The sequence below is a fragment of the Streptomyces sp. NBC_00328 genome (assembly GCF_036139655.1).
Taxonomy (GTDB): domain Bacteria; phylum Actinomycetota; class Actinomycetes; order Streptomycetales; family Streptomycetaceae; genus Streptomyces.
In genome coordinates this window covers 5,845,927-5,868,712 of sequence record NZ_CP108013.1, presented here as the reverse complement: position 1 = coordinate 5,868,712, position 22,786 = coordinate 5,845,927, and the positions used below count along the sequence as shown (strand labels likewise).

Annotated in this window: 23 protein-coding genes; 5 read left to right on the top strand and 18 right to left on the bottom strand. The window is 67.2% G+C overall.

Annotated features, from left to right (window positions below; all coding sequences use genetic code 11):
• Positions 1 to 5: 5 nt before the first annotated feature.
• The 10 genes from rpsC to OG485_RS25750 all read right to left on the bottom strand — a co-directional run bounded on the left by rpsC (position 6) and on the right by OG485_RS25750 (position 10,130).
• Positions 6 to 854 (bottom strand): 30S ribosomal protein S3, encoded by an 849-nt coding sequence (gene rpsC, locus OG485_RS25795; protein ID WP_326786061.1) that lies wholly within the window; start codon positions 852 to 854, stop codon positions 6 to 8.
• The gene (rplV, locus tag OG485_RS25790) at positions 854 to 1,201 is read right to left on the bottom strand and encodes a 50S ribosomal protein L22 (protein ID WP_006604878.1); all 348 of its coding nucleotides are present in this window, start codon (positions 1,199 to 1,201) and stop codon (positions 854 to 856) included. Before rplV ends, rpsC begins: the two co-directional genes overlap by 1 nt.
• A 42-nt stretch (positions 1,202 to 1,243) precedes the next feature.
• Entirely contained in the window at positions 1,244 to 1,525 is a 282-nt protein-coding gene (gene rpsS / locus OG485_RS25785; protein WP_024755409.1) for a 30S ribosomal protein S19, read from the bottom strand.
• Between the two features lie 12 nt (positions 1,526 to 1,537).
• On the bottom strand, positions 1,538 to 2,374 hold the full coding sequence (gene rplB / locus OG485_RS25780; protein ID WP_153289116.1) for a 50S ribosomal protein L2: 837 nt from the start codon (positions 2,372 to 2,374) through the stop codon (positions 1,538 to 1,540).
• Positions 2,375 to 2,413: 39 nt separating this feature from the next.
• Positions 2,414 to 2,830 carry a 50S ribosomal protein L23 gene (gene rplW / locus OG485_RS25775; protein WP_103549184.1) on the bottom strand — a complete coding sequence of 139 codons (417 nt, stop codon included), beginning with the start codon at positions 2,828 to 2,830 and terminating at the stop codon, positions 2,414 to 2,416.
• Positions 2,830 to 3,486: a 50S ribosomal protein L4 gene (gene rplD / locus OG485_RS25770; protein WP_037627000.1), complete on the bottom strand. Its 657-nt coding sequence runs from the start codon at positions 3,484 to 3,486 to the stop codon at positions 2,830 to 2,832. The genes rplW and rplD overlap by 1 nt, the downstream gene beginning before the upstream one ends.
• A gap of 4 nt (positions 3,487 to 3,490) precedes the next feature.
• Positions 3,491 to 4,135, bottom strand: coding sequence for a 50S ribosomal protein L3 (gene rplC / locus OG485_RS25765; RefSeq protein WP_037627001.1), 645 nt, complete (start codon positions 4,133 to 4,135; stop codon positions 3,491 to 3,493).
• A 17-nt stretch (positions 4,136 to 4,152) separates the two neighbouring features.
• On the bottom strand, positions 4,153 to 4,461 hold the full coding sequence (gene rpsJ / locus OG485_RS25760; RefSeq protein WP_003948644.1) for a 30S ribosomal protein S10: 309 nt from the start codon (positions 4,459 to 4,461) through the stop codon (positions 4,153 to 4,155).
• Between the two features lie 834 nt (positions 4,462 to 5,295).
• Positions 5,296 to 5,595: a hypothetical protein gene (locus tag OG485_RS25755; RefSeq protein ID WP_328670902.1), complete on the bottom strand. Its 300-nt coding sequence runs from the start codon at positions 5,593 to 5,595 to the stop codon at positions 5,296 to 5,298.
• Positions 5,592 to 10,130, bottom strand: a complete 4,539-nt coding sequence (locus tag OG485_RS25750) for a DUF6531 domain-containing protein (protein WP_328670901.1) — start codon at positions 10,128 to 10,130, stop codon at positions 5,592 to 5,594. The genes OG485_RS25755 and OG485_RS25750 overlap by 4 nt, the downstream gene beginning before the upstream one ends.
• A gap of 208 nt (positions 10,131 to 10,338) precedes the next feature.
• Between OG485_RS25750 and OG485_RS25745 the strand changes: the two genes are divergently transcribed.
• Positions 10,339 to 11,358 (top strand): hypothetical protein, encoded by a 1,020-nt coding sequence (locus OG485_RS25745; RefSeq protein ID WP_328670900.1) that lies wholly within the window; start codon positions 10,339 to 10,341, stop codon positions 11,356 to 11,358.
• 18 nt (positions 11,359 to 11,376) lie between these two features.
• Here OG485_RS25745 and OG485_RS25740 read toward each other — a convergent pair whose 3' ends face one another.
• From OG485_RS25740 to OG485_RS25730, 3 genes are read right to left on the bottom strand one after another with little or no spacing between them, the layout of a single operon-like run.
• Entirely contained in the window at positions 11,377 to 11,982 is a 606-nt protein-coding gene (locus OG485_RS25740) for a hypothetical protein (RefSeq protein WP_328670899.1), read from the bottom strand.
• Positions 11,983 to 12,023: 41 nt separating this feature from the next.
• Positions 12,024 to 12,296, bottom strand: a complete 273-nt coding sequence (locus OG485_RS25735) for a DUF397 domain-containing protein (protein ID WP_328670898.1) — start codon at positions 12,294 to 12,296, stop codon at positions 12,024 to 12,026.
• On the bottom strand, positions 12,293 to 13,141 hold the full coding sequence (locus OG485_RS25730; RefSeq protein WP_443048759.1) for a helix-turn-helix domain-containing protein: 849 nt from the start codon (positions 13,139 to 13,141) through the stop codon (positions 12,293 to 12,295). The genes OG485_RS25735 and OG485_RS25730 overlap by 4 nt, the downstream gene beginning before the upstream one ends.
• 139 nt (positions 13,142 to 13,280) lie before the next feature.
• Between OG485_RS25730 and OG485_RS25725 the strand changes: the two genes are divergently transcribed.
• The 3 genes from OG485_RS25725 (at position 13,281) to OG485_RS25715 (ending at position 15,390) form a co-directional block, all read left to right on the top strand.
• Positions 13,281 to 13,757 carry an ATP-binding protein gene (locus OG485_RS25725; RefSeq protein WP_328670896.1) on the top strand — a complete coding sequence of 159 codons (477 nt, stop codon included), beginning with the start codon at positions 13,281 to 13,283 and terminating at the stop codon, positions 13,755 to 13,757.
• A 250-nt stretch (positions 13,758 to 14,007) separates the two neighbouring features.
• Complete coding sequence (locus OG485_RS25720; protein WP_328670895.1) at positions 14,008 to 14,946, top strand: helix-turn-helix domain-containing protein; 939 nt, start codon at positions 14,008 to 14,010, stop codon at positions 14,944 to 14,946.
• 60 nt (positions 14,947 to 15,006) lie between these two features.
• Positions 15,007 to 15,390, top strand: coding sequence for a hypothetical protein (locus OG485_RS25715; RefSeq protein WP_328670894.1), 384 nt, complete (start codon positions 15,007 to 15,009; stop codon positions 15,388 to 15,390).
• Positions 15,391 to 15,461: 71 nt separating this feature from the next.
• On the opposite strand, the gene gdhA is transcribed toward OG485_RS25715, so the two are convergent.
• The 5 genes from gdhA to rpsL form a co-directional block, all read right to left on the bottom strand.
• Positions 15,462 to 16,817, bottom strand: coding sequence for an NADP-specific glutamate dehydrogenase (gdhA, locus tag OG485_RS25710; protein ID WP_328670893.1), 1,356 nt, complete (start codon positions 16,815 to 16,817; stop codon positions 15,462 to 15,464).
• A 396-nt stretch (positions 16,818 to 17,213) separates the two neighbouring features.
• The gene (tuf, locus tag OG485_RS25705) at positions 17,214 to 18,407 is read right to left on the bottom strand and encodes an elongation factor Tu (RefSeq protein WP_328670892.1); all 1,194 of its coding nucleotides are present in this window, start codon (positions 18,405 to 18,407) and stop codon (positions 17,214 to 17,216) included.
• Positions 18,408 to 18,550: 143 nt separating this feature from the next.
• Complete coding sequence (gene fusA / locus OG485_RS25700; RefSeq protein ID WP_328670891.1) at positions 18,551 to 20,680, bottom strand: elongation factor G; 2,130 nt, start codon at positions 20,678 to 20,680, stop codon at positions 18,551 to 18,553.
• A 39-nt stretch (positions 20,681 to 20,719) separates the two neighbouring features.
• A complete protein-coding gene (gene rpsG / locus OG485_RS25695) occupies positions 20,720 to 21,190 on the bottom strand; it encodes a 30S ribosomal protein S7 (RefSeq protein WP_003992340.1) in 471 nt (156 codons plus the stop codon).
• Positions 21,191 to 21,192: 2 nt separating this feature from the next.
• A complete protein-coding gene (rpsL, locus tag OG485_RS25690) occupies positions 21,193 to 21,564 on the bottom strand; it encodes a 30S ribosomal protein S12 (RefSeq protein WP_003948652.1) in 372 nt (123 codons plus the stop codon).
• Between the two features lie 431 nt (positions 21,565 to 21,995).
• Between rpsL and OG485_RS25685 the strand changes: the two genes are divergently transcribed.
• Positions 21,996 to 22,709 carry a Crp/Fnr family transcriptional regulator gene (locus tag OG485_RS25685; RefSeq protein WP_328449271.1) on the top strand — a complete coding sequence of 238 codons (714 nt, stop codon included), beginning with the start codon at positions 21,996 to 21,998 and terminating at the stop codon, positions 22,707 to 22,709.
• Positions 22,710 to 22,786: the final 77 nt, after the last annotated feature.

The following is a 22,786-nucleotide window of genomic DNA, read 5'->3' as shown; positions in this document are numbered from 1 at the left end:
GTCGGTCAGGCCTCCGTTCCGGTGCTCTCAGCCGGAGCGGCAGCGGCGGCGGGAGCCTCGGCCTTGGGGGCCTCGGCAGCCGGCGCGGACTGCTGCTGCGGCTTGCGGCCGCGGCCGCCACGCTCGCCACCACGGCCACCACCACGGGCCGGGCGGTCGCTCGCGCCGCCACCACGGGCCGGGCGGTTACCCGCACGGGCAGCGGCGTTCTCGGCGCGGACCTCGGCGATGTTCTTGACATCGCCCTTGTAGATCCAGACCTTCACACCGATACGGCCGAAGGTCGTCTTGGCCTCGAAGAAGCCGTAGTCGACGTTCGCGCGGAGCGTGTGCAGGGGCACACGGCCCTCGCGGTAGAACTCCGAGCGGGACATCTCGGCGCCGCCGAGACGGCCACCGCACTGGATCTTGATGCCCTTGGCGCCGGCCTTCATCGTGCCCTGCATGCTCTTACGCATGGCGCGACGGAAGGAGACGCGGGAGGAGAGCTGCTCGGCAACGGCCTGGGCGACGAGCTGAGCATCGGTCTCGGGGCTCTTGACCTCGAGGATGTTCAGCTGGACCTGCTTGCCCGTGAGCTTCTCGAGGTCGCCGCGGATGCGGTCGGCCTCGGCGCCACGGCGGCCGATGACGATGCCGGGACGCGCGGTGTGGATGTCCACCCGCACGCGGTCACGGGTGCGCTCGATCTCAACCTTCGAGATGCCGGCGCGCTCCATGCCGGACGTCATCATCCGACGGATGGCGACGTCTTCCTTGACGTAGTCCTTGTACAGCTTGTCGGCGTACCAGCGGGACTTGAAGTCCGTGGTGATGCCGAGCCGGAACCCATGCGGGTTAACCTTCTGGCCCATTACCGGGTTCCTTCCTTGCTGCTGACGACCACGGTGATGTGGCTGGTCCGCTTGCGGATCCGGTAGGCACGGCCCTGGGCACGCGGACGGAACCGCTTCAGGGTCGGACCCTCGTCGACGTAGGCCTCGGAGATGACGAGGCTGCCGGCGTCGGTGTGGTCGTAGTTGTGTGCGGCGTTGGCGATGGCGCTGTCAAGCACCTTGCCGACGGGCACGCTCGCGGCCTGCGGGGCGAAACGCAGGACCGCCTGAGCCTCCGTGGCATCCATGCCACGGATAAGGTCCACCACTCGGCGGGCCTTCATGGGCGTAACGCGGATGTACCGCGCCTGGGCCCTGGCTTCCATGGTTGTCCTTCCAGTGTCTGTCATGGTCGATTCCACCCCGCGTTAGCGGCGCTTCGACTTCCGGTCGTCCTTGACGTGACCCCGGAAGGTGCGCGTCGGCGAGAACTCGCCGAGCTTGTGGCCGACCATCGACTCGGTGACAAACACCGGGATGTGGGTCTTGCCGTTGTGCACCGCGATCGTGTGGCCGAGCATGGCCGGGATGATCATCGAGCGACGGGACCAGGTCTTGATGACGTTCTTGGTACCGGCTTCGTTCTGTACGTCCACCTTCTTTACAAGGTGTCCGTCGACGAAGGGTCCCTTCTTGAGACTGCGCGGCATCTAAACCCGCTCCTAGCGCTTCTTGTTCGTCTTGCGGCGGCGGACGATGTACTTGTTCGAAGCCTTCTTCGGCGAACGAGTACGACCCTCCTTCTGACCCCACGGGGAGACCGGGTGGCGACCACCGGAGGTCTTACCCTCACCACCACCGTGCGGGTGGTCAACCGGGTTCATCGCCACACCGCGGACGGACGGGCGAACGCCCAGCCAGCGCTTACGGCCGGCCTTACCCCAGTTGATGTTGCTCTGCTCGGCGTTGCCGACCTCGCCGACCGTGGCGCGGCAGCGCTGGTCGACCAGACGGATCTCACCCGACGGCATGCGGAGGTGGGCCATGGTGCCCTCCTTCGCGAGCAGCTGCACCGAGGCACCGGCGGAGCGGGCGAACTTGGCGCCGCCACCGGGACGGATCTCGATCGCGTGGATCGTGGTACCGACCGGGATGTTGCGGAGCGCCAGGTTGTTGCCCGGCTTGATGTCGGCCCCGGGACCGTTCTCGACGCGGTCACCCTGCGACAGGTTGCGGGGGGCGAGGATGTAGCGCTTCTCGCCGTCCGCGTAGTGCAGCAGCGCGATGCGCGCGGTGCGGTTGGGGTCGTACTCGATGTGCGCGACCTTCGCCGGCACGCCGTCCTTGTCGTGACGACGGAAGTCGATCACTCGGTAGGCGCGCTTGTGTCCGCCACCCTGGTGGCGAACGGTCACACGACCGGAATTGTTACGGCCGCCCTTGCTGTGCAGGGGGCGAACCAGCGACTTCTCCGGCGTGGACCGCGTGACCTCGACGAAGTCGGCGACGCTGGAGCCACGACGGCCCGGCGTAGTCGGCTTGTACTTGCGGATTCCCATTTCTCAGTCCTCGTCCGATATTCGGACCAGGGCACTCCGTTAGGAGGCCTGGCCGAAGATGTCGATACGGTCGCCCTCAGCGAGGGTCACGATCGCGCGCTTGCTGTCGGCACGCTTGCCGAAGCCCGTCTTGGTGCGCTTGCGCTTGCCCTGACGGTTGATCGTGTTGACCCCGGTGACCTTGACCGAGAAGACCGCCTGGACGGCCTGCTTGATCTGGGTCTTGTTGGCCCGCGGGTCCACGACGAAGGTGTACTTGCCCTCGTCGAGGAGCGCGTAGCTCTTCTCCGAGACGACCGGCTTGAGGAGGACGTCACGGGGATCCGTGAAGCTCTTGCTCAGCGGGGTCTCGACGGTGTTCTTGCCTTCGGCCTCGTGGCGCTTCGCCTTGGCGATGCGCGCGACCTTCTTGGCCTTGGCGGCCTTCGAGGCGATGCTCGGGTGACGCGTAGCCATCAGGCTTCGCTCCCTTCGGTGTCAGCGGCCTGGGGGCCAGACACGAAGGACTCGAAAGCGGCCTGGGTGAAGACCACGTCGTCCGAGACGAGAACGTCGTACGTGTTCAGCTGGCCCGGCTCCAGGATGTGGACCTGGGGCAGGTTGCGCGCGGAGAGCAGCGCGGCCTCGTCGGAGCGCTCGATGACCAGGAGCACGTTCTTGCGCTCGCTGACCTTGCCGAGGAAGCTCTTCGCGGCCTTGGTGGAGGGGGTCTCGCCCTCGATCACGCCGGTGATGACGTGGATGCGAGCGTTGCGGGCCCGGTCGGTGAGGGCGTGGCGCAGGGCCGCGGCCTTCATCTTCTTCGGGGTCCGCTGCGAGTAGTCACGCGGCGTGGGGCCGTGGACGACGCCACCGCCGGCGAACTGCGGCGCGCGGGTCGAACCCTGACGGGCGCGGCCGGTGCCCTTCTGGCGGTAAGGCTTGCGGCCACCACCACGGACCTCGCCACGACGCTTGACCTTGTGCGTGCCCTGACGGGCCGCGGCCAGCTGCGCGACGACAACCTGGTGAAGCAGCGGGATGCTGATCTTCTCTACATCGAAGATCTCCGCCGGGAGCTCAACGGTCCCGGCGGTGTCGCCGGAGGGCGACAGAATGTCAATGGTGCTCATGTCCTCAGGCCCCCTTGGCCGCGGTACGGACCAGGACGAGGCCGCCGTTCGGACCAGGGATCGCTCCCTTGATGAGGAGCAGGCCCTTCTCCGCGTCAACGGCGTGAACGGTCAGGTTCTGGGTGGTGACCCGCTCGTTGCCCATGCGGCCCGCCATGCGGACGCCCTTGAACACACGGCCCGGGGTGGCACAGCCACCGATGGAGCCGGGGGAGCGGTGCTTGCGCTGGACACCGTGTCCGGCGCCGAGGCCCTTGAAGTTGTGACGCTTCATGACACCGGCGAAGCCCTTGCCCTTGCTCTTGCCGGTCACGTCCACCTTGATGCCGGCCTCGAACACCTCAGCGGTGATCTCCTGGCCGAGGGTGTACTCGCTGGCGTCAGCGGTACGGATCTCGACAAGGTGGCGGCGGGGAGTGACGTCGGCCTTCGCGAAGTGGCCCTTGAGGGGCTTGTTCACCTTGCGCGGGTCGATCTCGCCGAACGCGATCTGGACGGACTCGTAGCCGTCGACGTCGTTCGTACGGACCTGGGTCACGACGTTCGGGCCGGCCTTGACGACGGTGACGGGAACAACACGGTTGTTCTCGTCCCACACCTGCGTCATGCCGAGCTTCTCGCCGAGGATGCCCTTGATCTGCTTAGCCATTCTCAGATCACCGATCCCTAGAGCTTGATCTCGATGTCGACACCGGCCGGGAGGTCGAGTCGCATCAGGGAGTCAACGGTCTTGGGCGTGGGGTCGAGGATGTCGATGAGGCGCTTGTGCGTGCGCATCTCGAAGTGCTCGCGAGAGTCCTTGTACTTGTGCGGCGACTTGATGACGCAGTACACGTTCTTCTCAGTGGGCAGCGGCACCGGGCCCGCGACCGACGCACCAGTGCGCGTCACCGTCTCGACGATCTTCTTCGCCGACGAATCGATGACCTCGTGGTCGTAGGCCTTGAGCCGGATGCGGATCTTCTGTCCCGCCATGGCTACTCAGTAGTCCTTTGTCTCGATTAAAACGCTCTGACACTCGGGGGTTCGCGTCCTGACCTCCGACCCACGCGGTCGGGTGTGTCGCGCTCCTGCCGCACAGATATCCGTAAACGGATTTCCCTGCGTGGGACGCGGCTCGCCCGAAAGCAACCGCTGGACCGGGGGCTGAACACCCACCGGGCGCCTGGTCTGCACCCCGCTGACACTTCCCGGAAGATTCCCGTACGTCCGCCCCAGCGCTGCCTCACGACAGATTGGGCGACGAGTACTGTGGGACTCGCTTCCAGTCCTCCCGACGGGAGGCGCGCAGCATCGGCACTCGACCGAGCAACCCCGTTAGTCTGCCATACCGGACGGGGGGCTGGCCAATCGAGCCGGAGATCGTACCCCCAAGGTGACCAAGGTCAAACCCCGGCACGACCTGGATCCGGGAACCGGCTCCGCCGGCGCCCCGCACCCGATCCGGCGCCCCCGCACCACTGCCCCACCGGGGGCCGCAGCCCCTTCCCGAGCCGGCTGCCACCAGCCCTCCATCCTGCTCCGCACGATTCTGGGCACCTTCCGGCGCTCGAGCCACGGCGGCAGATCCGGGAACGGTACGAAGGACAGCGCGTCGTCGATGGCGTCAGCGGCAGTGTCCACGGGGCCCTCGGCACGCAGCACCGCGTACAGCTCCGACGTCAACTCCCCATGAAGCCGGGCCACATGAGCAGCCGCCGTGAAGGCGTACGCCCGCTGACGGCAGTCCGGCAACCGGGTCGCCAGGACGATCCACCGGCCGCGGTGAACGCGAACCCCCACTGAGCGAGGTCCGGCGGCTGCATCGCCTCACGACTCCCAGAACGGCGGCCCGACCCGGATCCTGATCTGCCGGTCGCGGTCGACGTGGTCCGCTACGACTCCCTCGACACGATCGCCGACCTGGGGCAGCGGAACCGGGGGGATCTCAGGGTCGTTGAGGGTTCCATCGGGGTTGTACGACACGAGATCGAGAAAGCCGTTGACCCCTGGAGCGTCGTCGAGCTCCAGGAAGACGCCATAGGGGAATCGGTCCTTCACCCTTCCTTGGGCGACACTCCCCAGTGGATACGTCCGCTTCGCACCCTCCCAGGACTGCTCCGTCGTCACTTGTGCCTCACTCTCGGGTATTGATTCAAATCTTCCACGACATTGTTCGGGATCTCCAACTCCTTCAGTGGTCCGCCTTGGTATTTCCTTTCGTACTGCTCGTACTTCGCAGCGTATTCAGACTTCGGAATCTTGATCTCGACCACGCCCTCGCCGTACGACCTTGCGTACACATCCGCCAGCTCCCGCTCCTTCGCGAAGTACACGCGCCCGTTCGGATAGACGTAGTCAGGCCCGTCCGGATCTCCGGGGAAGTCATCCGCGCTGTATCCGTACTTCTCTTCGATTTCCCCGCGGTTCCTGCCTGGCGCTTTGAAGATGGACTGTACGCATTCATCCGGGGCCAACCCCAGGTGGTCCGTCCATATATGAGGGTTGAGAACGTAGGTGCTGGAGTTGGGAGCCGGCGCAAGGCCGAGGGGGTCCGTGGTGAGGTAGCGGCCGGTTTCGGGGTCGTAATGACGGAAGCAGTTGTAGTGCAGGCCCGATTCCGGGTCGAAATACTGTCCCGGGAAACGTAGCGGCGTATAGGTCGTGCTGCCGGACGCCCAGGCGGTTGTGCCCCAGAGCGTGCTACGGGCACGCCAAGCGATCTCCCCGGTCTCATCGATGAGTTCAGTAGGAGTACCGACGAGATCGGTGACGATCGAATAGAACCGGGAATCGATCTCGTCCTGCGGAGCATCGACAGCGGATATGCGTTCGGTCTGGGCAATGGGGTGGAGGCCTTGGTGATCCCAGGTAAGGGTGACCGGATGGGGGAATCCCGCTGCCGTGGTGGTCTGTTCGCAGAGCGTGGTCCCGTCCCAGGCGAACAGGGTCTGCTCGGTTACGGTTTCGCTGTCGGGAGCGAAGCCCTGTTTCGCGATGCGGCGCCCCAGTGGGTCGTACCTGTAGCGGAAGCACGTGCCGTCCGGCGTGATGACGGACGTCAGTCGGTCCTCGGCGTCCCAGCTGTAGCGCCAGGTGTCCGGCTTGCGGGACAGACGCGTCTTCTGGCGCAGGATGATGCGGCCGAGGGCATCGTGCTCGTAACGCATCTGACCGGCAACGGTGATGTCCGTACCCTCGTAGAGGCGCGGACCGGTGCTCTCATGGTTCGGGTGGGTACTGGGCCAGTCGGCGTGCGACTGGTTGCCGGCGGCGTCGTACGCGTAGGTCTCGGTCCAGTTGTGGGCATGGACGGCGGTGACCCGTCCCGCTGGATCCAGCTCGAAGCGGCGGGCACCGGAAAGCTGCTCGTCGACATCGGTGAGATAGCCATCGGCGCGGTACGTGTAGGTCCGACTCTGGATCGACCGTCCGTCTCCCGCCGTCACCGACTGGTTCGTGAGGCGACCCGACTCGTCGTAGGCGCGAGCCAGGGTGAGATTCCCGCCGATGCTCCGGGCCGTCTCCTGGCCCGAGGGCGTGCGCTCAAAATCGATCACGTGGCCGGACGTGACGAGCCGAGCGAGGTTGCCCGCAGCGTCATGAGTCCTCGTGCTGATCGCGCCACTGGGGGTCGTACGGCTTGTGCGACGGCCTGCCCGGTCGTACGCGAAAGTGAGAGTCCGTCCGTCGATCGTCTCGGAGAGCAGGCGGCCACGGCGATCACGCTCCAGCACGAGCGAGCAGTCCGGACCCGTGGCGCGCAGGAGACGGCCCGAAAGGTCGTGAGCGAACGTGGTGACCGACCCTTCGGCGTCCTTGCGGACGATTCGGCCGAGCACGTCATGTTCGAACGAAACCGTCTCGCCCAGGGCGTTCGTACGTGACAGGAGACGGCCTGCGGCGTCATGCGTGTAGGTGAGCCTGCGGCCGCTGAAGTCCGTCTCCGACGTCAGACGCCCAGCGGCGTCATAGGCATAACTCCATTCCATGCCGAGGGGATCGGTGACCTGGACGAGTCGCAGCGAGGCGTCGTAGGCGAACTCGTGGCGGGTGCCGTCGACGTCGGTACGGGCCGCCAGGAGGTCGAAGTGGGTGTACTCGAAGCGGGAGATCTGCCCGAGTCGGTCCGTATGGCTCAGGCAGTTGCCCTCACCGTCGTAGGTCCACGACTCGCTCCCGCCATCGGGGGTGGAGCGGCGAACGAGCCTGCCCTCCGCCGACCATGCGAAATGGATGGTGTGTCCCATCGCATCGGTGAGAGCGACGGTCCGTCCCAGAGCATCCCGCTCCCAACGGAACTCCCCACCCAGCGCATCCGTGGCCCGGACAGGAAGGCCCGCCGTGTCGCAGAGCACCTCGGTGGTACACCCCGACACGTCGGTGATCGCGGCAGGATGTCCAGCCGCCGTGTAGGTGCGGTGGTCGACGGCTCCGGCGGGGTCGGTGACAGTCGTGCAGTTGCCCCGCTCGTCATAGGAGTACTTCCAGGAACTGCCGTCCGGCAGTTCGACGGCAGTGGCGAGGTTGAGGTGGTTGTAAGCGACGCGCACGACACTGCCGTCGGGCCGGGATATCGCTATGGGCTGGCCCAGCTCGTTGTTCACGATGCTCGTGGTGGACCCGAGCTGATCCGTCGAGGAGGTGACGTGGTGATCGCTGTCGTACGCCGTGCCGACCACACCGCCCAAGGGATCGATCTCGGCGACGACCAGACTGCGGTCGTCAACGACGAATCGGGATTCAGCTCCTTCGGCCGAGGTGACCTTCGTGACGCGGTGTCCGGGCCAAGCAGGATCGGCAGCGTCGTAGGTGAAGGTGTTGGTGGCGTACCCGGCTTCACCACCCTGAGCAATGCATCGGTCCCGGTCGTCGTACGTGTACTCGTACCGGCTGCGGTTGGTGTCCCGCCATGACGAAACGCGCAGTCGCTCGTCATACGTGAATTCCATGGGCAGGCCGGAGGAGCCAATGACCGCGGTCAGGTTGCCGTCGGTGTATCCGTACCGCTTGAGCGTGAGATCCGAGCGGTCCTCCCCGGCCCCTGCAAGGCTCAGAGCGGTGACCCGGTTCTCCTGGACGCTCAAGGTGAGGGTGTAGCCGCCCGAGTGCCTGATCGCGAGCGGGGTACCGTCTGCGTCGTAGTCGAAATCGATGGTGTTGTGGTTTCGGTCGGCTATGCGCTCCAGAAGTGCCAGACCTCCACGCGGCGGAGCGAAATGGCGCCTCAAACCGGTGATCGGATCGTCTACGCGGTAGCCACCGCTGTCCAAGAGTGTCAGAGGCCAACGCGGGCCGACCGCAGGATGGACCTTGTCGTGCGGCTCCGCGGGGAACGGATACGCGAGGAGCATGCCGTCTTCGGTGACGAGGACTATGCCCTGCGCATCGATCTCAAGGCGTTGGTCGATGGTGGAGGTCCAGGTCGGCCCGAACCACCAGCCGGTGCGATATCCGGAAGCAACCCGGCGACTGAAGACGAGTGGCAGTACGCCCGGCAAGGAGACGTCCGTCTCCGCCAGGAACATCTGACCGGTTGCCACGTCGACCGGGTCGCCGCATCCCTTGATATTGCTCTTGAGCCGGTTGAAAGCACCCTTCGCCCCGTCCGCGATGGCGCCGCGCGCGTTCTTGCCCAGGCCACGCGCAGCAAGCCCCATGCCTTTGAGGCTGCCCCTGAGCCCCTTCATCGCGGCAAGGCCGCCCTTGAGCCCCCTCGCCAGCCCCCCGAGGGTCGTGATCCCCTTCATCCCGGGTATGCAGTCCAGCGCCGCGAAGCCCACATCCCACAGGGACGCCTGGCCTTTCGCGTACTTATTGAGCGTGTCGGCGAGGACGACCAGCGCGGCGATCAGCACGATCGCGCCGAGGATCGGCCCCCCGATGATCATCGCGATGATCCCGACCACGGCCACGACGACCTTGCACACCGTGACGATGGTGTCCCAGTTGTCGGAGAACCAGTCCCCGACCTCCTCCCACCACTTCCGGTTGTGAATTCCGGCATCGGAAGCCTCGTCGATCTTCGACTTCGCGTCCCGCGCCGCCTCCTCCCGCATCCTGCGGGCATCCGCGGCCATCTTCTTCGCAGCGTCCAGCGCACTGTTCGCGTCCGTCACATCCGACCGGGCACTGGTCTGTGCCGACTTGGCGTGCTGCGCGTCCCGCGTCGCCGCCCGCACCTTCGCCTCGTCCGGCTTCTCCGCGTCCTTGCTGCCGGTCGGATCGTCCTTGTACTTGTCCGCTTCCTTGTTGGCCTTCGTCACCCACGAATCGGTAGACGACAGACGGGACTTGGCGGAGGTGAGATCGGCCTGCGCCTCCCGCCCCTTCGCGAGCGCCTTGTCCGCCAGTGCCTGCGCCCGCTCCAGCCTGGGCCAGTAGTCGGCGAGCGCGTCCCCCGCCATCTCGTACGACTTCTTCAGCTTCTTCAGCTGCTTCGGCACATCCGAGAACTCGCCCTGGAACGCCTTCGCCGACTTGCCCGCCCACTGCAGGACAGCGTCCTCGTCCGCCATCCCCTTGATCAGGCGCAGCGCGTCCGAAACGTCGTCCGCGAAGTCGTGCAGATTCTTCGAGAGCTGCCGCACCCGGTCCGGATCCCCCGGCGTCGGATCCTTGTCCAGGTCCAGAACATGCCAGTCACCCGGCCGATTTCCCGCCATGCCGCAACCCCCGTCGCGCCCATCTCGACAACACCCGTACGCACAAGCGAACTTACAGGGAACGTCGATTCGGCACGGCGGCCGCCTCGCGGCAGGGCACCGTGCGCGACCTCGCTGCCTCGGTCCCAGTACGCCACCGGCCCCGCTCGACCGGGATGCGCCCCATGTCCCTTGATCACAGGCCCCATCGAGCCCGTACCCTCACCCCATGTCTCGCACCACTCCCCCGCGGCCCCTGGACATCGCCGCCCTGTTCCCCGAACTCGCGCCCCTGGCCCGCACCGCCGTCCGACTGCATCCGCGCCCAAGTACCCCCACGGTCAAGGACAGTTCGATCGGCGGCCCCCTGCTGTGGCCGGCTGACGAGCCGTGGCCCACCTGCCCCGACCACGACGCGCCCACGCACAGCGGTCTGGCCCCCGACGACGTACGACAGCGGCGGCGCATCCTCGCCGACGGCTGGACCCGGCCTCGCGCCGAGGGCGCCGACTTCCTCACCCCCGAGGAGCGCGTAATCGTCGACCGTGCCGGCGCGGAGACCCGGATACCGCAGGACGGCCCGGTCCCGCTCATCCCCGTGGTCCAGCTCTACGCCGCCGACATCCCCACGCTGCCCCGCCCGGCCGGCACCGACCTGCTGCAAGTCCTCTGGTGCCCCTTCGACCACGACGAGGACTACCTCCCCGCCGCCCAGCTGTACTGGCGAGCCTCCACCGACGTCACCGACCCGCTCCCCGCACCCCCGGAGCCGTCGGTGATCGGCAACGACGACTACCTGCCCGAACCGTGCCTCCTCCACCCCGAGACGGTCACCGAGTACCCGGCCCCGCACGAACTCCCCGAGGAACTGGCGGACCGCATCCACGCCTGGGAGGAGGATCAGAACCCGGACGAGGAGGACGACATCGAGGTCGTCGGCTACCAGTACGACCTCAGCGTCGCCCCCGGCTGCAAGCTCGGCGGCCACGCGCCCTGGAGCTTCAGCGATCCGTTCCCGATGACCTGCCCCGAGTGCGGCTCGGACGTCCGCCCGCTGCTCACCGTCGACGGCACCGAATGGGACGGCGGCAGCGGGAGCTGGCGCCCGCTGGAGGACGCCGACTACGACGGCCTGCACTTCCTCGGCCCGGCCTGCGCCACCCGGCTCAACATCGGCCGCGGCTACACCATGCAGATCTACGTGTGCGTGTCCTCGTACGACCATCCGCACGTCCAGAACATGCAGTGACTGCTCTCCCGGCGGGCCTCAGAACGGCGCGAGCAACCGCTCCAGCTCCGCGTCGTACGCCCTGTATCCCGCCTTGCCGTACTCCGGCGCACCGGAGTCCGGGCGCAGGGTGTCCGGCAGCTCGGCCACCCGCCACATCCGGAAGACGCCTTCCGGAGTGTTGCGCCCGGTACCGTCCGCCAGGTCACAGGCGATGCGGATGATCCCGGCGACCAGGCTCCCGCCCTCCTCGGCGTCCACTCCGGCCGCGATGCCGGCGGTCACCAAAGCGTCCAGCAGACGGGTCAGTTGGAGGTCCGCGCCCATCCGGCACATCCGGCGCACCACGTGCGGCTCCTCCAGATAGGCGACGTTCTCCGCCGACTCCGGAACCCAGGTGACGCCCGCCGACCAGAGCAGCAGAGACGGCGCCTCGACAGAGTGCTCGCGCAGATATCCCAGCTCGTCCGAGATGCCCATGACGGCCACGTCGAACCGGCCGACCGTCCGGACCGCCGCCATGATCCGTGCGATGTCCTCGCCCCTGGGCGCCAGGAAGTCCCCCACCGAGACATCTGCCAGGTCCCAGGTGCCGGTGTGGTTCACCGCGCCGATCTCGACGACTCCGCCCAGGGCGGCGAACACGGTACGGGCGTAGCCCTGCGGGTGGATCGCCGCTCCCCCGCTCAGCCCTGGGCGACGAAGCCGATGAACGCCGTCCAGACGGCGGGGGCCATCGCCAGACGGGCGCCGCCCGGCTTCTTGGAGTCACGGATGTGGATCGCGGTGGGGGTGGGGGCTATCTCGACGCATTCGCTGCTGTTGCTGCTGTCGCTGTAGGTGCTCTTGCGCCACTCCAGGGCGACTTCGACGCAGTCGTTTCCGTTGCTACTGCTGCTATAGGTGCTCTTGAACCACTGCAGCCCGGAATCGCCCTGGGCCAACGCCTGACGGGTCATGTCTCCCCCAGCATTTGCTCGATGAAGGCCAGGGATTCCTTGGGCGAAAGGGCCTGGGCCCGGATGATGCCATAGCGCAGTTCGAGGACCCCGAGTTGCCTCGGTTCGGATACCGGTCGGCCCCCGAAGTCACCGTCGGTACGCCCCACGCCCGAGCCGTCATGGAACTTCAGCACCTCGACCAACCCACCCGTTCCCGGATGATTCGCGTGCGCTGTCGGCATCACCTGAAGCTCCACGAACGGCAACCGGGCCACCTCCAGCATGTGTTCGAGCTGGCGGCGCAGCACCATTGTGCCTCCGACCGGGCGGCGCAGGGTCACCTCTTCTTGGACGAAGCTGAGTTCCGGAGCCGGTGACCGATCGAAGACGGACTTGCGGGCCACCCTCGCGGCAGCCATCCGCTCCAACTCGTCCGGCGAATAGGCCGGCCGCCAGGTACCGAGCAACGCACGCGCGTACTCGGGCGTCTGCAACAGCCCATGGATGTTGTGGTTGCTGTACAGCAGCAGCTCGACCGCCCGTTCCTCCAGCATCTTCAGCTCGCGGACCTTCTTCGGGTACCGGGCCTTCTCCATGTCCTCCTTGAAGGCGCGGAGATGCCCGCCGGCGTCCAGGACGTCGTCCGCGCGGTCCAGGAAGTCCGCCCGGGGAATCCGCGCTCCGCGCTCCACCTTCCGGACCAGGTCCTCCCCGTAGCCGATCGCCCGCCCGAACTCGACCACCCGCATCCCGGCCGCCTCCCGCCAGAGCCTGACCTGGCGGCCGGTCGCCTCGACCACCGGGGCGATCTCGTCCTCGGGGCTCACGTCCCAGCCCGGCTCGTCCGCACTCTCGCTGCTCACACCCACCCACCTCCAACGCCCACCGTTCCCGTACGGCACCCGGGACAGCCGGGACAGATCGGGACAACGACCGGACAGTCCCTGTACGCACCGACGTCATCGCAGCTCACCGTAGGCGGAGTCGGACACGCTGAGTGACGTGAATCAGGAAACCGCCGGGCCCGAGGCCCAACGCGTCGAACCCGTCCGCAACTTCAGCGTGCTGCTGTCCCCCACGCCACGCGGTGCCCGCCTGGGGAGACTGCTCGCGACCGAACAACTCCGCTCCTGGGGGCTGCCGTTGAGTCCGGCCGACCAGATCGTCGCCGAACTCGCGACCAACGCGGCGACGCACGGACGCGTGCCGGGACGCGACTTCCGGCTCACGCTGTACGTCGTCGGCGACACCCTCCGCATCGAGGTGACGGACACCGTAGGTGACCGGCTTCCCCGACTCGGTGCGGCGGAGGCCGACATTGACTCGGGCCGCGGCCTACTCCTCGTGGACGCGTTCGCGGACCGCTGGGGCGTGACACCAGGCCCCTCCCCGCGCAAGACCGTCTGGGCCGAACTGTCGCTCGCGTCCGGGGGATCCGTCCCGGCACCCACCGGATCGCGGAATGTCACGCCCCGGTGAGCCGCGACGCGGCCGCGCGCGACATCAAAAGGCTCTTCAAAACCCGAGGTGAGAACCACCTACCAACCCACCAGCCTCCCCGAGGCCGGCTCATCACTCGCAAGGGTGACAATCGCCAACCGGGCTGGATTTAGGGGCTATTGCCGGGCATATGCTCGCGGCGGCAACACAACCGCAGACAGACAACGGCCCCCGGCCGGGACTGGCATCCCGATCGAGGGCCTCACCAACAAGGAAGAGCACCTTCCCGATGGGTACCCAGAACTTTAGCGCGCCCCCGTGCGCCCAGCCCCGGATTCCGCGGGGCGTCACCCACATCAACGTCCGCCACGCCACCCGCTACACGGTGGTCGGTAACCATCTCGCGCAGCACCGCGAGCTGTCCCTCACCGCGATCGGGCTCGCCGTCCACATCCAGTCGCTGCCCGAAGGGGCCCGCGTCGACATCAAGTCGCTCGCCACGCGCTTCCAGGAGGGCGAGACGCGCATCGCGGCGAGTCTGCGGGAGCTGGAGTCCCACGGCTACCTGTCCCGCAGGCGGGAACGACTGCCGAGCGGCCGGGTGGTCACGCACACGGTGTCGTACAACCAGCCGCAGGGGCTCGCCGCTCCCACCGCCCGGCCGACGGCACCCGAGCCGGGCCCGCCACCGGGAGCGCCCCGAAAACCCGAGCGTGAGCGCGCGGCCGTGCCACCGGCGGCAGGACTCCCTCCCGCACCGGCACCCCCGACCGCAGCAGCAGCAGCCGCACCAGCACCGGCACCGGCACCGGCACCCATGCCAAAACGCCCCCTCCCCACCCCCGGCACCCACGACCCGTACCGCCACCTCACGGCCACCGTGCTCCTCGCGAGCCTCCACCGGGAGGACCCGCGTCTCCTCCTCTCGGAGCGCGACGTGAACCGCCTCGCTCCGGCCGTCAGCGCCTGGCTGGAACGCGGTGTCGCGCCCGAGGCCGTGCGGGCCACGCTGACCTCGGGCCTGCCCCGGGAGCCGCTGCGCCATCCGGCGGGCGTCATGTCGCACCGGCTCACGGAGTCGCTGCCGCCCCGGACACCCACCGTCCCGGTGACAGCTCGCCCGCACCCGCTCCAGAACTGCGACGGCTGCGACCGCGCCTTCCGCGCACCCGAACCGGGCCGCTGCGCCCGCTGCCGACACCGATCCGATCTCCCGGAGGCCGCCTAGCATGAACGGGACGACGACAAGGGCTTGTGAGACCGCCGTGCCGGTTCGATGATCCTGTCCATGTACAGACGAAGACGCTTAGTAGGCACGTACCTCGGCACGGTCCTCGCCGTCGCCGCACTGCCCGGCATCTCTCTGATCGTCGAGGACCCGCCCTGGGAAGTGGTCCTGAGCGGTGTCGTCTTCCTCCTCGTGAACCAGCTCATCCACACCTACCCCAGCGCCGTCCGCACCGCTCCCCCGGGCGCGGTGCTCGCACTCGCCGCGATCGGGATCGTCCAGGACTCGCTGCTCTGGCTGCTCGTCTCCTGGATCGGCTCGCAGATGGACTACGGCGTCCATGTCGACGGCTTCCTCGCGGCGCTGGCCGGCGGCGCCGTCATGCGTCTGACGGTCCTCGCCGTCATGGCGATCGGCCCGCAGCCGGTTCCCGAGGCTGCCTGAGCCCGGACATGACGAAGGGCTCGTACAGCCGAGGCCGGTCGTACGAGCCCTTTCTCCGGGGTCCGGCCCGGTCAGATCAGACCCTGCTCCAGCATCGCGCCCGCGACCCGCTCGAAGCCCGCGATGTTCGCGCCGCTGACGTAGTCGCCCGGGACGCCGTAGCGCTCGGCGGTCTCGTGGCAGATGGCGTGGATGTTGTTCATGATCTGGGTCAGTTCGTCCTCGACCCGCTCCCGCGACCACGAGGTGCGGGCGTGGTTCTGGCTCATCTCCAGCGCGCTGACCGCGACACCGCCCGCGTTGGCCGCCTTGCCGGGGCCGAAGGCGACGCCCGCCTTCTGGAAGAGGTGGACCGCCTCGGGGGTGGTGGGCATGTTGGCGCCCTCGGAGACCGCCTTGACGCCGTTGCCGATCAGGGTGGCCGCCGCGGCCGCGTCCAGCTCGTTCTGGGTGGCCGAGGGCAGCGCGACATCGCCCGGTACGTCCCAGACGCTGCCGTTCGTGACGAACCGCGCCGACGCGCCGCGCCGTGCCGCGTAGTCGGAGACCCGGCCGCGCTCGACCTCCTTGACCTGCTTGAGCAGTTCTACGTCGATGCCCTTGTCGTCGACGACGTAGCCGGTCGAGTCGGAGCAGGTCACCGCGTTGGCACCGAGGGCGGCGAGCTTCTCGATGGTGTAGGTCGCGACATTGCCGGAACCGGAGACGACCACGGTCTGGCCCTCCAGGTCCTCGCCGCGCTCCCGGAGCATGGCGGCGGCGAACAGGACGTTCCCGTACCCGGTCGCCTCGGGCCGGATCAGCGAACCGCCCCAGTGCGTGCCCTTGCCGGTGAGGACGCCGGCCTCCCAGCGGTTGGTGATGCGCCGGTACTGGCCGAACAGGTAGCCGATCTCCCGGCCGCCCACGCCGATGTCGCCCGCCGGCACGTCCGTGTGCTCACCGATGTGCCGGTACAGCTCCGTCATGAACGACTGGCAGAACCGCATGACCTCGGCGTCCGACCTGCCGCGCGGGTCGAAGTCGCTGCCGCCCTTGCCGCCGCCGATGCCGAGACCGGTCAGCGCGTTCTTGAAGATCTGCTCGAAGCCGAGGAACTTCACGATGCCCAGGTTCACCGACGGGTGGAACCGCAGACCGCCCTTGTACGGGCCGAGCGCGCTGTTGAACTCCACGCGGTAGCCCCGGTTGACGTGGACCTTGCCGTGGTCGTCCTGCCACGGGACACGGAAGATGATCTGCCGCTCGGGCTCCACCAGCCGTTCGACGAGGGCCGCGTCCGCGAACTCCGGACGCTGCGAGAGGGCCGGAGCCAGGGTTTCGAGCACCTCGTTCGCGGCCTGGAGGAACTCGGGCTGCGCCGGATTGCGCCGCTCGATGTCGGCGAGCAAGGAGGCGATACGGCTCTTCGTGTCAGGGCGGGTCACTGGGGTCCCTTCAGACGGGGTTGCCGGAACGGCCGACCGGAGTCGGTTCGACCGGTCGGTTCCGGCGGCATCGGTGCGCAGACCAGTCGAGCCCCCGCCCGCAGGCAGGAGACCGTCCCTACAGTCTTCCTCCTAAATCACGGATGTGTTACGTGATTATGCCGACACGCGTCAGGAATCGTTTCACCTGCAGAAACCTCCTTTGCGTCGCAACTCTGTTCGCATTTCGTATACGAATTCGCATACGGATGCGACCGCTTCGTGAGGTGGACCGGACAGTTCGCGAGGTGGACGGACACGTATTGCCGGACACGGCGAAGGGGCCCGTACGACCGAAGTCGTACGGGCCCCTTCTGGAGCTCAGCTCAGGCTGTAGCTACCGAGTCAGGCTCAAGATCACTTGGTGATCTTGATGACCTGGCCGGCGCCCACGGTCCGGCCACCCTCACGGATGGCGAACTTCAGGCCCTCTTCCATGGCGACGGGCTGGATGAGCGAAACGGTCATCTCAGTGTTGTCGCCCGGCATGACCATCTCCGTGCCCTCGGGGAGGGTCACAACACCGGTCACGTCAGTCGTACGGAAGTAGAACTGCGGACGGTAGTTGTTGAAGAACGGCGTGTGGCGGCCACCCTCGTCCTTGGACAGGATGTAGGCCTGGGCCTCGAACTCGGTGTGCGGCGTGACCGAACCCGGCTTGATGATGACCTGGCCGCGCTCGACGTCCTCGCGCTTGATGCCACGGAGGAGCAGACCGACGTTCTCACCGGCCTGACCCTCGTCGAGCAGCTTGCGGAACATCTCGATGCCGGTGACCGTGGTCGTGGTCTTGTCCTGCTTGATGCCGATGATGTCAACGGTCTCGTTGACCTTCAGGACACCACGCTCGATACGGCCGGTGACGACCGTACCGCGACCGGTGATCGTGAAGACGTCCTCGACGGGCATGAGGAACGGCTTCTCGGTGTCACGCGGCGGGGTCGGGATGGCCTCGTCGACGGCGGCCATGAGGTCCAGAACGGTCTGGCCCCACTCCTTGTCGCCCTCGAGCGCCTTGAGCGCCGAGACCTTGACGACCGGAAGGTCGTCGCCCGGGAACTCGTACTCGGAGAGGAGCTCACGGACCTCGAGCTCGACGAGCTCCAGGATCTCCTCGTCGTCCACCATGTCGGCCTTGTTCAGGGCGACGACGATGTACGGAACGCCGACCTGGCGGGCCAGGAGCACGTGCTCCTTGGTCTGCGGCATCGGGCCGTCGGTCGCGGCGACGACGAGGATGGCGCCGTCCATCTGCGCCGCACCCGTGATCATGTTCTTGATGTAGTCCGCGTGACCGGGGCAGTCGACGTGGGCGTAGTGACGGCCCTCCGTCTGGTACTCGACGTGCGCGATCGAGATCGTGATACCGCGCTGGCGCTCCTCGGGAGCCTTGTCGATCTGGTCGAAGGCCGAGGCCTCGTTCAGGTCCGGGTACGCGTCGTGCAGCACCTTGGTAATGGCGGCCGTGAGGGTCGTCTTACCGTGGTCGATGTGACCGATGGTGCCGATGTTGACGTGCGGCTTAGTCCGCTCGAACTTTGCCTTCGCCACTGGGGTCCTCCTGCGGAGTGGTTCTGGTACGCCTTACTCATCGGCGCCAGGTGATCTTTGCTGGGATGCCGCCCGCCGGGGTTTTCCCTCCCGGGTCATCCCCGGCGGTCGGTGTCAAGCCTAAAGCGTGTAAACGGGGTGTGTTACTCGCCCTTGGCCTTCGCGATGATCTCCTCGGCGACGTTCCTGGGAACCTCGGCGTAGGAGTCGAACTGCATCGAGTAGCTTGCGCGACCCGACGTCTTGCTGCGGAGGTCTCCGACGTAGCCGAACATCTCCGAGAGGGGCACGAGGCCCTTCACGACGCGAGCGCCGCTGCGCTCCTCCATGGCCTGGATCTGGCCACGGCGGGAGTTGAGGTCGCCGATGACATCACCCATCGACTCCTCGGGCGTGGTGACCTCGACGGCCATCATCGGCTCGAGGAGCACGGGAGAAGCCTTGCGCGCGGCCTCCTTGAAGGCCTGCGAACCGGCGATCTTGAACGCGAGCTCGGAGGAGTCGACCTCGTGGTAGCCACCGTCGAGAAGAATGACGCGGACGCCCGTCATCTCGTAGCCGGCCAGGATGCCGAACTGCATGGCCTCCTGCGCACCCGCGTCCACCGACGGGATGTACTCCCGGGGGATACGGCCACCGGTGACCTTGTTCACGAACTCGTACGCCGGACCATCGGTCTCGGTGATGGGCTCGATCGCGATCTGCACCTTGGCGAACTGACCGGTACCACCGGTCTGCTTCTTGTGGGTGTAGTCGTGACGCTCGACGGTCTTGCGGATCGTCTCACGGTAGGCGACCTGCGGCTTACCGACGTTGGCTTCGACCCTGAACTCGCGCTTCATACGGTCGACCAGCACCTCGAGGTGCAGCTCGCCCATACCGCCGAGGATGGTCTGGCCCGTCTCCTCGTCCGAGTGAACGTGGAAGGAGGGGTCCTCCTCCGCGAGACGCTGGATGGCTACACCCAGCTTCTCCTGGTCACCCTTGGACTTGGGCTCGATGGCGACCTGGATGACGGGCGCCGGGAAGTCCATGGACTCCAGGATCACCGGGTTCTTGTCATCGCAGAGCGTCTCACCGGTCGTGGTCTGCTTCAGACCCATCACGGCGACGATGTCGCCGGCGCCCACCGCGTCGATCTCCTCACGCTTGTTCGCGTGCATGCGGTAGATCTTGCCGATGCGTTCCTTCTTGCCCTTGACGGAGTTCAGCACCGCAGTGCCGGTCTCCAGGCGGCCCGAGTACACCCGGACGAAGGTGAGCTTGCCCAGGTGCGGGTCGCTCATGATCTTGAACGCGAGGGCGGAGAGCGGCTCGTCCTCCGACGGCTTGCGCTTGACGACCAGCTCCGGGTCCTTCACGTCGTGGCCCTCGATGGCCTCGACGTCAAGCGGAGTCGGCAGGTAGCGCACGACCGCGTCGAGCAGGGGCTGAACGCCCTTGTTCTTGAACGCGGTACCGCAGAACACCGGGGTGACCGTGACATCGGTGGACTTGCCGGACGCGATGGTGACGCGACGGATCGCGGCGTACAGCTGCTCCTCGGTGGGCTCCTGGCCCTCCAGGAACAGCTCCATGATCTCGTCGTCGTGCTCCGCGACGGTCTCGACCAGCTGACCGCGGTACAGCTCAGCGGCCTCGACGTGCGTGGCCGGGATGTCGACGACGTCGTACATCTCGCCCTTGGCCGCCTCGGCGGACCACACGAGCGCCTTCATGCGGACCAGGTCCACAACGCCCTTGAAGTCCATCTCGGCACCGATCGGGAGCTGCATGATGATCGGGACAGCGCCGAGGCGGTCCTTGATCATGTCCACGCAGCGGTGGAACTCGGCGCCGGTACGGTCCAGCTTGTTCACGAAGCAGATGCGCGGCACGCCGTAACGGTCGGCCTGACGCCACACCGTCTCGGACTGCGGCTCGACACCGGCGACACCGTCGAACACCGTGACGGCACCGTCGAGGACGCGGAGCGAACGCTCCACCTCGACCGTGAAGTCGACGTGCCCCGGGGTGTCGATGATGTTGATCGTGTAGTCGTTGTCCTCAAGCGGCCAGTGACAGGTGGTGGCAGCAGAGGTGATCGTGATGCCACGCTCCTGCTCCTGCTCCATCCAGTCCATGGTGGCGGCGCCGTCGTGGACTTCACCGATCTTGTAGCTGACGCCGGTGTAGAAGAGGATCCGCTCAGTGGTGGTCGTCTTGCCCGCGTCGATGTGAGCCATGATCCCGATGTTGCGGACCCTGGCCAGGTCAAGTGAAGTGGTAGCCATAAGGCTTCAGTCTTCTCTCGGTCTCGATGTGGGTAACGACTACCAGCGGTAGTGCGCGAAGGCCTTGTTGGACTCGGCCATCTTGTGGGTGTCTTCGCGCTTCTTCACAGCGGCACCAAGGCCGTTGGAGGCGTCGAGAAGCTCGTTGAGCAGACGCTCGGTCATGGTCTTCTCGCGACGGGCGCGGGAGTAACCGACGAGCCAGCGCAGCGCGAGCGTGTTGGCGCGACCGGGCTTGACCTCGATCGGAACCTGGTACGTCGCACCACCGACACGGCGGGACTTGACCTCGAGGGTCGGCTTGATGTTCTCAAGCGCGCGCTTCAGCGTGATGATCGGGTCGTTGCCCGTCTTCTCACGCAGACCCTCCATGGCGCCGTAGACGATGCGCTCGGCGGTGGAGCGCTTGCCGTTCAGCAGCACCTTGTTGATGAGGGAGGTCACCAGAGGGGAACCGTAGACCGGGTCGATGATGACCGGGCGCTTCGGGGCGGGGCCCTTACGAGGCATTTCTACTTCTCCTTCTTGGCGCCGTAGCGGCTGCGGGCCTGCTTGCGGTTCTTGACACCCTGGGTGTCAAGCGAACCGCGGATGATCTTGTAACGAACACCGGGCAGGTCCTTCACACGGCCGCCACGCACGAGCACGATGGAGTGCTCCTGCAGGTTGTGTCCCTCACCCGGAATGTAAGCCGTGACCTCGATCCCGCTGGTCAGACGCACACGCGCGACCTTACGCAGGGCCGAGTTCGGCTTCTTCGGGGTGGTCGTGAACACACGCGTGCAGACGCCGCGACGCTGGGGCGAACCCTCGAGTGCGGGCGTCTTGTTCTTCTCGACCTTGTCCTGCCGGCCCTTCCGGACCAGCTGCTGGATCGTAGGCACTACTTCTCCGGTTTCTGTGTGCCGAATGGTGAAGCTAACCTGGAACGCCACCGACCCACGCGGTCGGGTGTGTCGAATACTGCGGACCCTTGCCGCAAGGCGAAAAGGGCGCAGATTGCGGTGGCCGCTTACGGCTCCCCTTGCGGTCTGAAGGCACGCACGAGAGCCAGGGCACACCCCAGGCACAAGGTAAGAGCGTACCTACCTCACGGACTTCGGTCAAAACAAATGCCGCGGTGCCCGACACGCCGGACTTCTCCCGATCCATTCTCGGGGGTCTTCACACTTGGCGCAGCTTGTCATCGGTTCCGCGATGAAAGTCCACGATTCGGTCCGCACCGCACACACTGGGTGAGTACGTTGACCCGTTGCCGCGCACCGGCCACTGTGCGTCGGCCACGGGGGCGGATCGGGGGACGGGGGATGGACTCATGGCGGCTGCACCCTTAGGCGCGCCCTCGGGCGGGGACGAGAGCCTGGACGACCGGGTGCCTTTCCTGGCACGCCTGGAGAGCGAGGACCGCTCCGCGCTGCTGTCCCTGGGCCACGAGCTGTCCTACGCGCCCCGGACGGTGCTCCTGCACCAGAGCGAGCCCTCCTCGCACGTACTGATCGTGACGCACGGCTGGACGAAGGTGACGGCGGCCGCCGCCAACGGCTACGAGGCGCTGCTCGCGCTGCGCGGCCCCGGCGACATCGTCGGGGAGTCCGCCGCGCTCACCGGCCGGCCGCGCTCCGCGACGGTGACGGCCCTGGAGCCGGTCCGCACGGTCGCACTCGTACGGGAACACTTCCGGGACTTCCTCGCCCGCTCCCCCGCGGTCTCCTTCGCCCTGCTCGGCCTCACCTCGGACCGCACCCGCGCCGCCGACCGGCGCCGCCTGGAGTTCGCCTCCATGAGCGTCCGCGAGCGCTTCGCGGCGCTCCTGCTCGACCTGGCCCGCACGAACGGCCACCGCACGGAGGAGGGCATCGAGCTCTCCGTCCCGCTGAGCAAGCAGGAGCTGGCGGGCTCGGTGGGGGCGTCCCGGGAGATGGTCCAGCGCCTGCTGAAGGAACTCCGGGAACGGGAAGCGGTGCTGACGGGCCGCCGGACGATGGTGATCCTGCGCATGGACGTCCTGCGCCGGATCGCCCGGCGATGAACCGTCAGCCCCCCGCACCGGGACGCGCCGACCGCCCGGAGGTGACTCCCCTGACGGCCGGGACTCCCGTGACTGCG

Coding starts and splice junctions, on each gene's coding strand:
- rpsC (WP_326786061.1), bottom strand. CDS start 854: ATGGGCCAGAAGGTTAACCCGCATGGGTTCCGGCTCGGCATCACCACG.
- OG485_RS25735 (WP_328670898.1), bottom strand. CDS start 12,296: ATGACCCGTCAGGCGTTGGCCCAGGGCGATTCCGGGCTGCAGTGGTTC.
- rplC (WP_037627001.1), bottom strand. CDS start 4,135: ATGGCTAAGCAGATCAAGGGCATCCTCGGCGAGAAGCTCGGCATGACG.
- OG485_RS25745 (WP_328670900.1), top strand. CDS start 10,339: ATGTCTCGCACCACTCCCCCGCGGCCCCTGGACATCGCCGCCCTGTTC.
- OG485_RS25685 (WP_328449271.1), top strand. CDS start 21,996: ATGGCGGCTGCACCCTTAGGCGCGCCCTCGGGCGGGGACGAGAGCCTG.
- OG485_RS25720 (WP_328670895.1), top strand. CDS start 14,008: ATGGGTACCCAGAACTTTAGCGCGCCCCCGTGCGCCCAGCCCCGGATT.
- OG485_RS25750 (WP_328670901.1), bottom strand. CDS start 10,130: ATGGCGGGAAATCGGCCGGGTGACTGGCATGTTCTGGACCTGGACAAG.
- OG485_RS25715 (WP_328670894.1), top strand. CDS start 15,007: ATGTACAGACGAAGACGCTTAGTAGGCACGTACCTCGGCACGGTCCTC.
- rplW (WP_103549184.1), bottom strand. CDS start 2,830: ATGGCTACGCGTCACCCGAGCATCGCCTCGAAGGCCGCCAAGGCCAAG.
- rpsJ (WP_003948644.1), bottom strand. CDS start 4,461: ATGGCGGGACAGAAGATCCGCATCCGGCTCAAGGCCTACGACCACGAG.
- rpsS (WP_024755409.1), bottom strand. CDS start 1,525: ATGCCGCGCAGTCTCAAGAAGGGACCCTTCGTCGACGGACACCTTGTA.
- rplD (WP_037627000.1), bottom strand. CDS start 3,486: ATGAGCACCATTGACATTCTGTCGCCCTCCGGCGACACCGCCGGGACC.
- fusA (WP_328670891.1), bottom strand. CDS start 20,680: ATGGCTACCACTTCACTTGACCTGGCCAGGGTCCGCAACATCGGGATC.
- rpsG (WP_003992340.1), bottom strand. CDS start 21,190: ATGCCTCGTAAGGGCCCCGCCCCGAAGCGCCCGGTCATCATCGACCCG.
- rplB (WP_153289116.1), bottom strand. CDS start 2,374: ATGGGAATCCGCAAGTACAAGCCGACTACGCCGGGCCGTCGTGGCTCC.
- rplV (WP_006604878.1), bottom strand. CDS start 1,201: ATGGAAGCCAGGGCCCAGGCGCGGTACATCCGCGTTACGCCCATGAAG.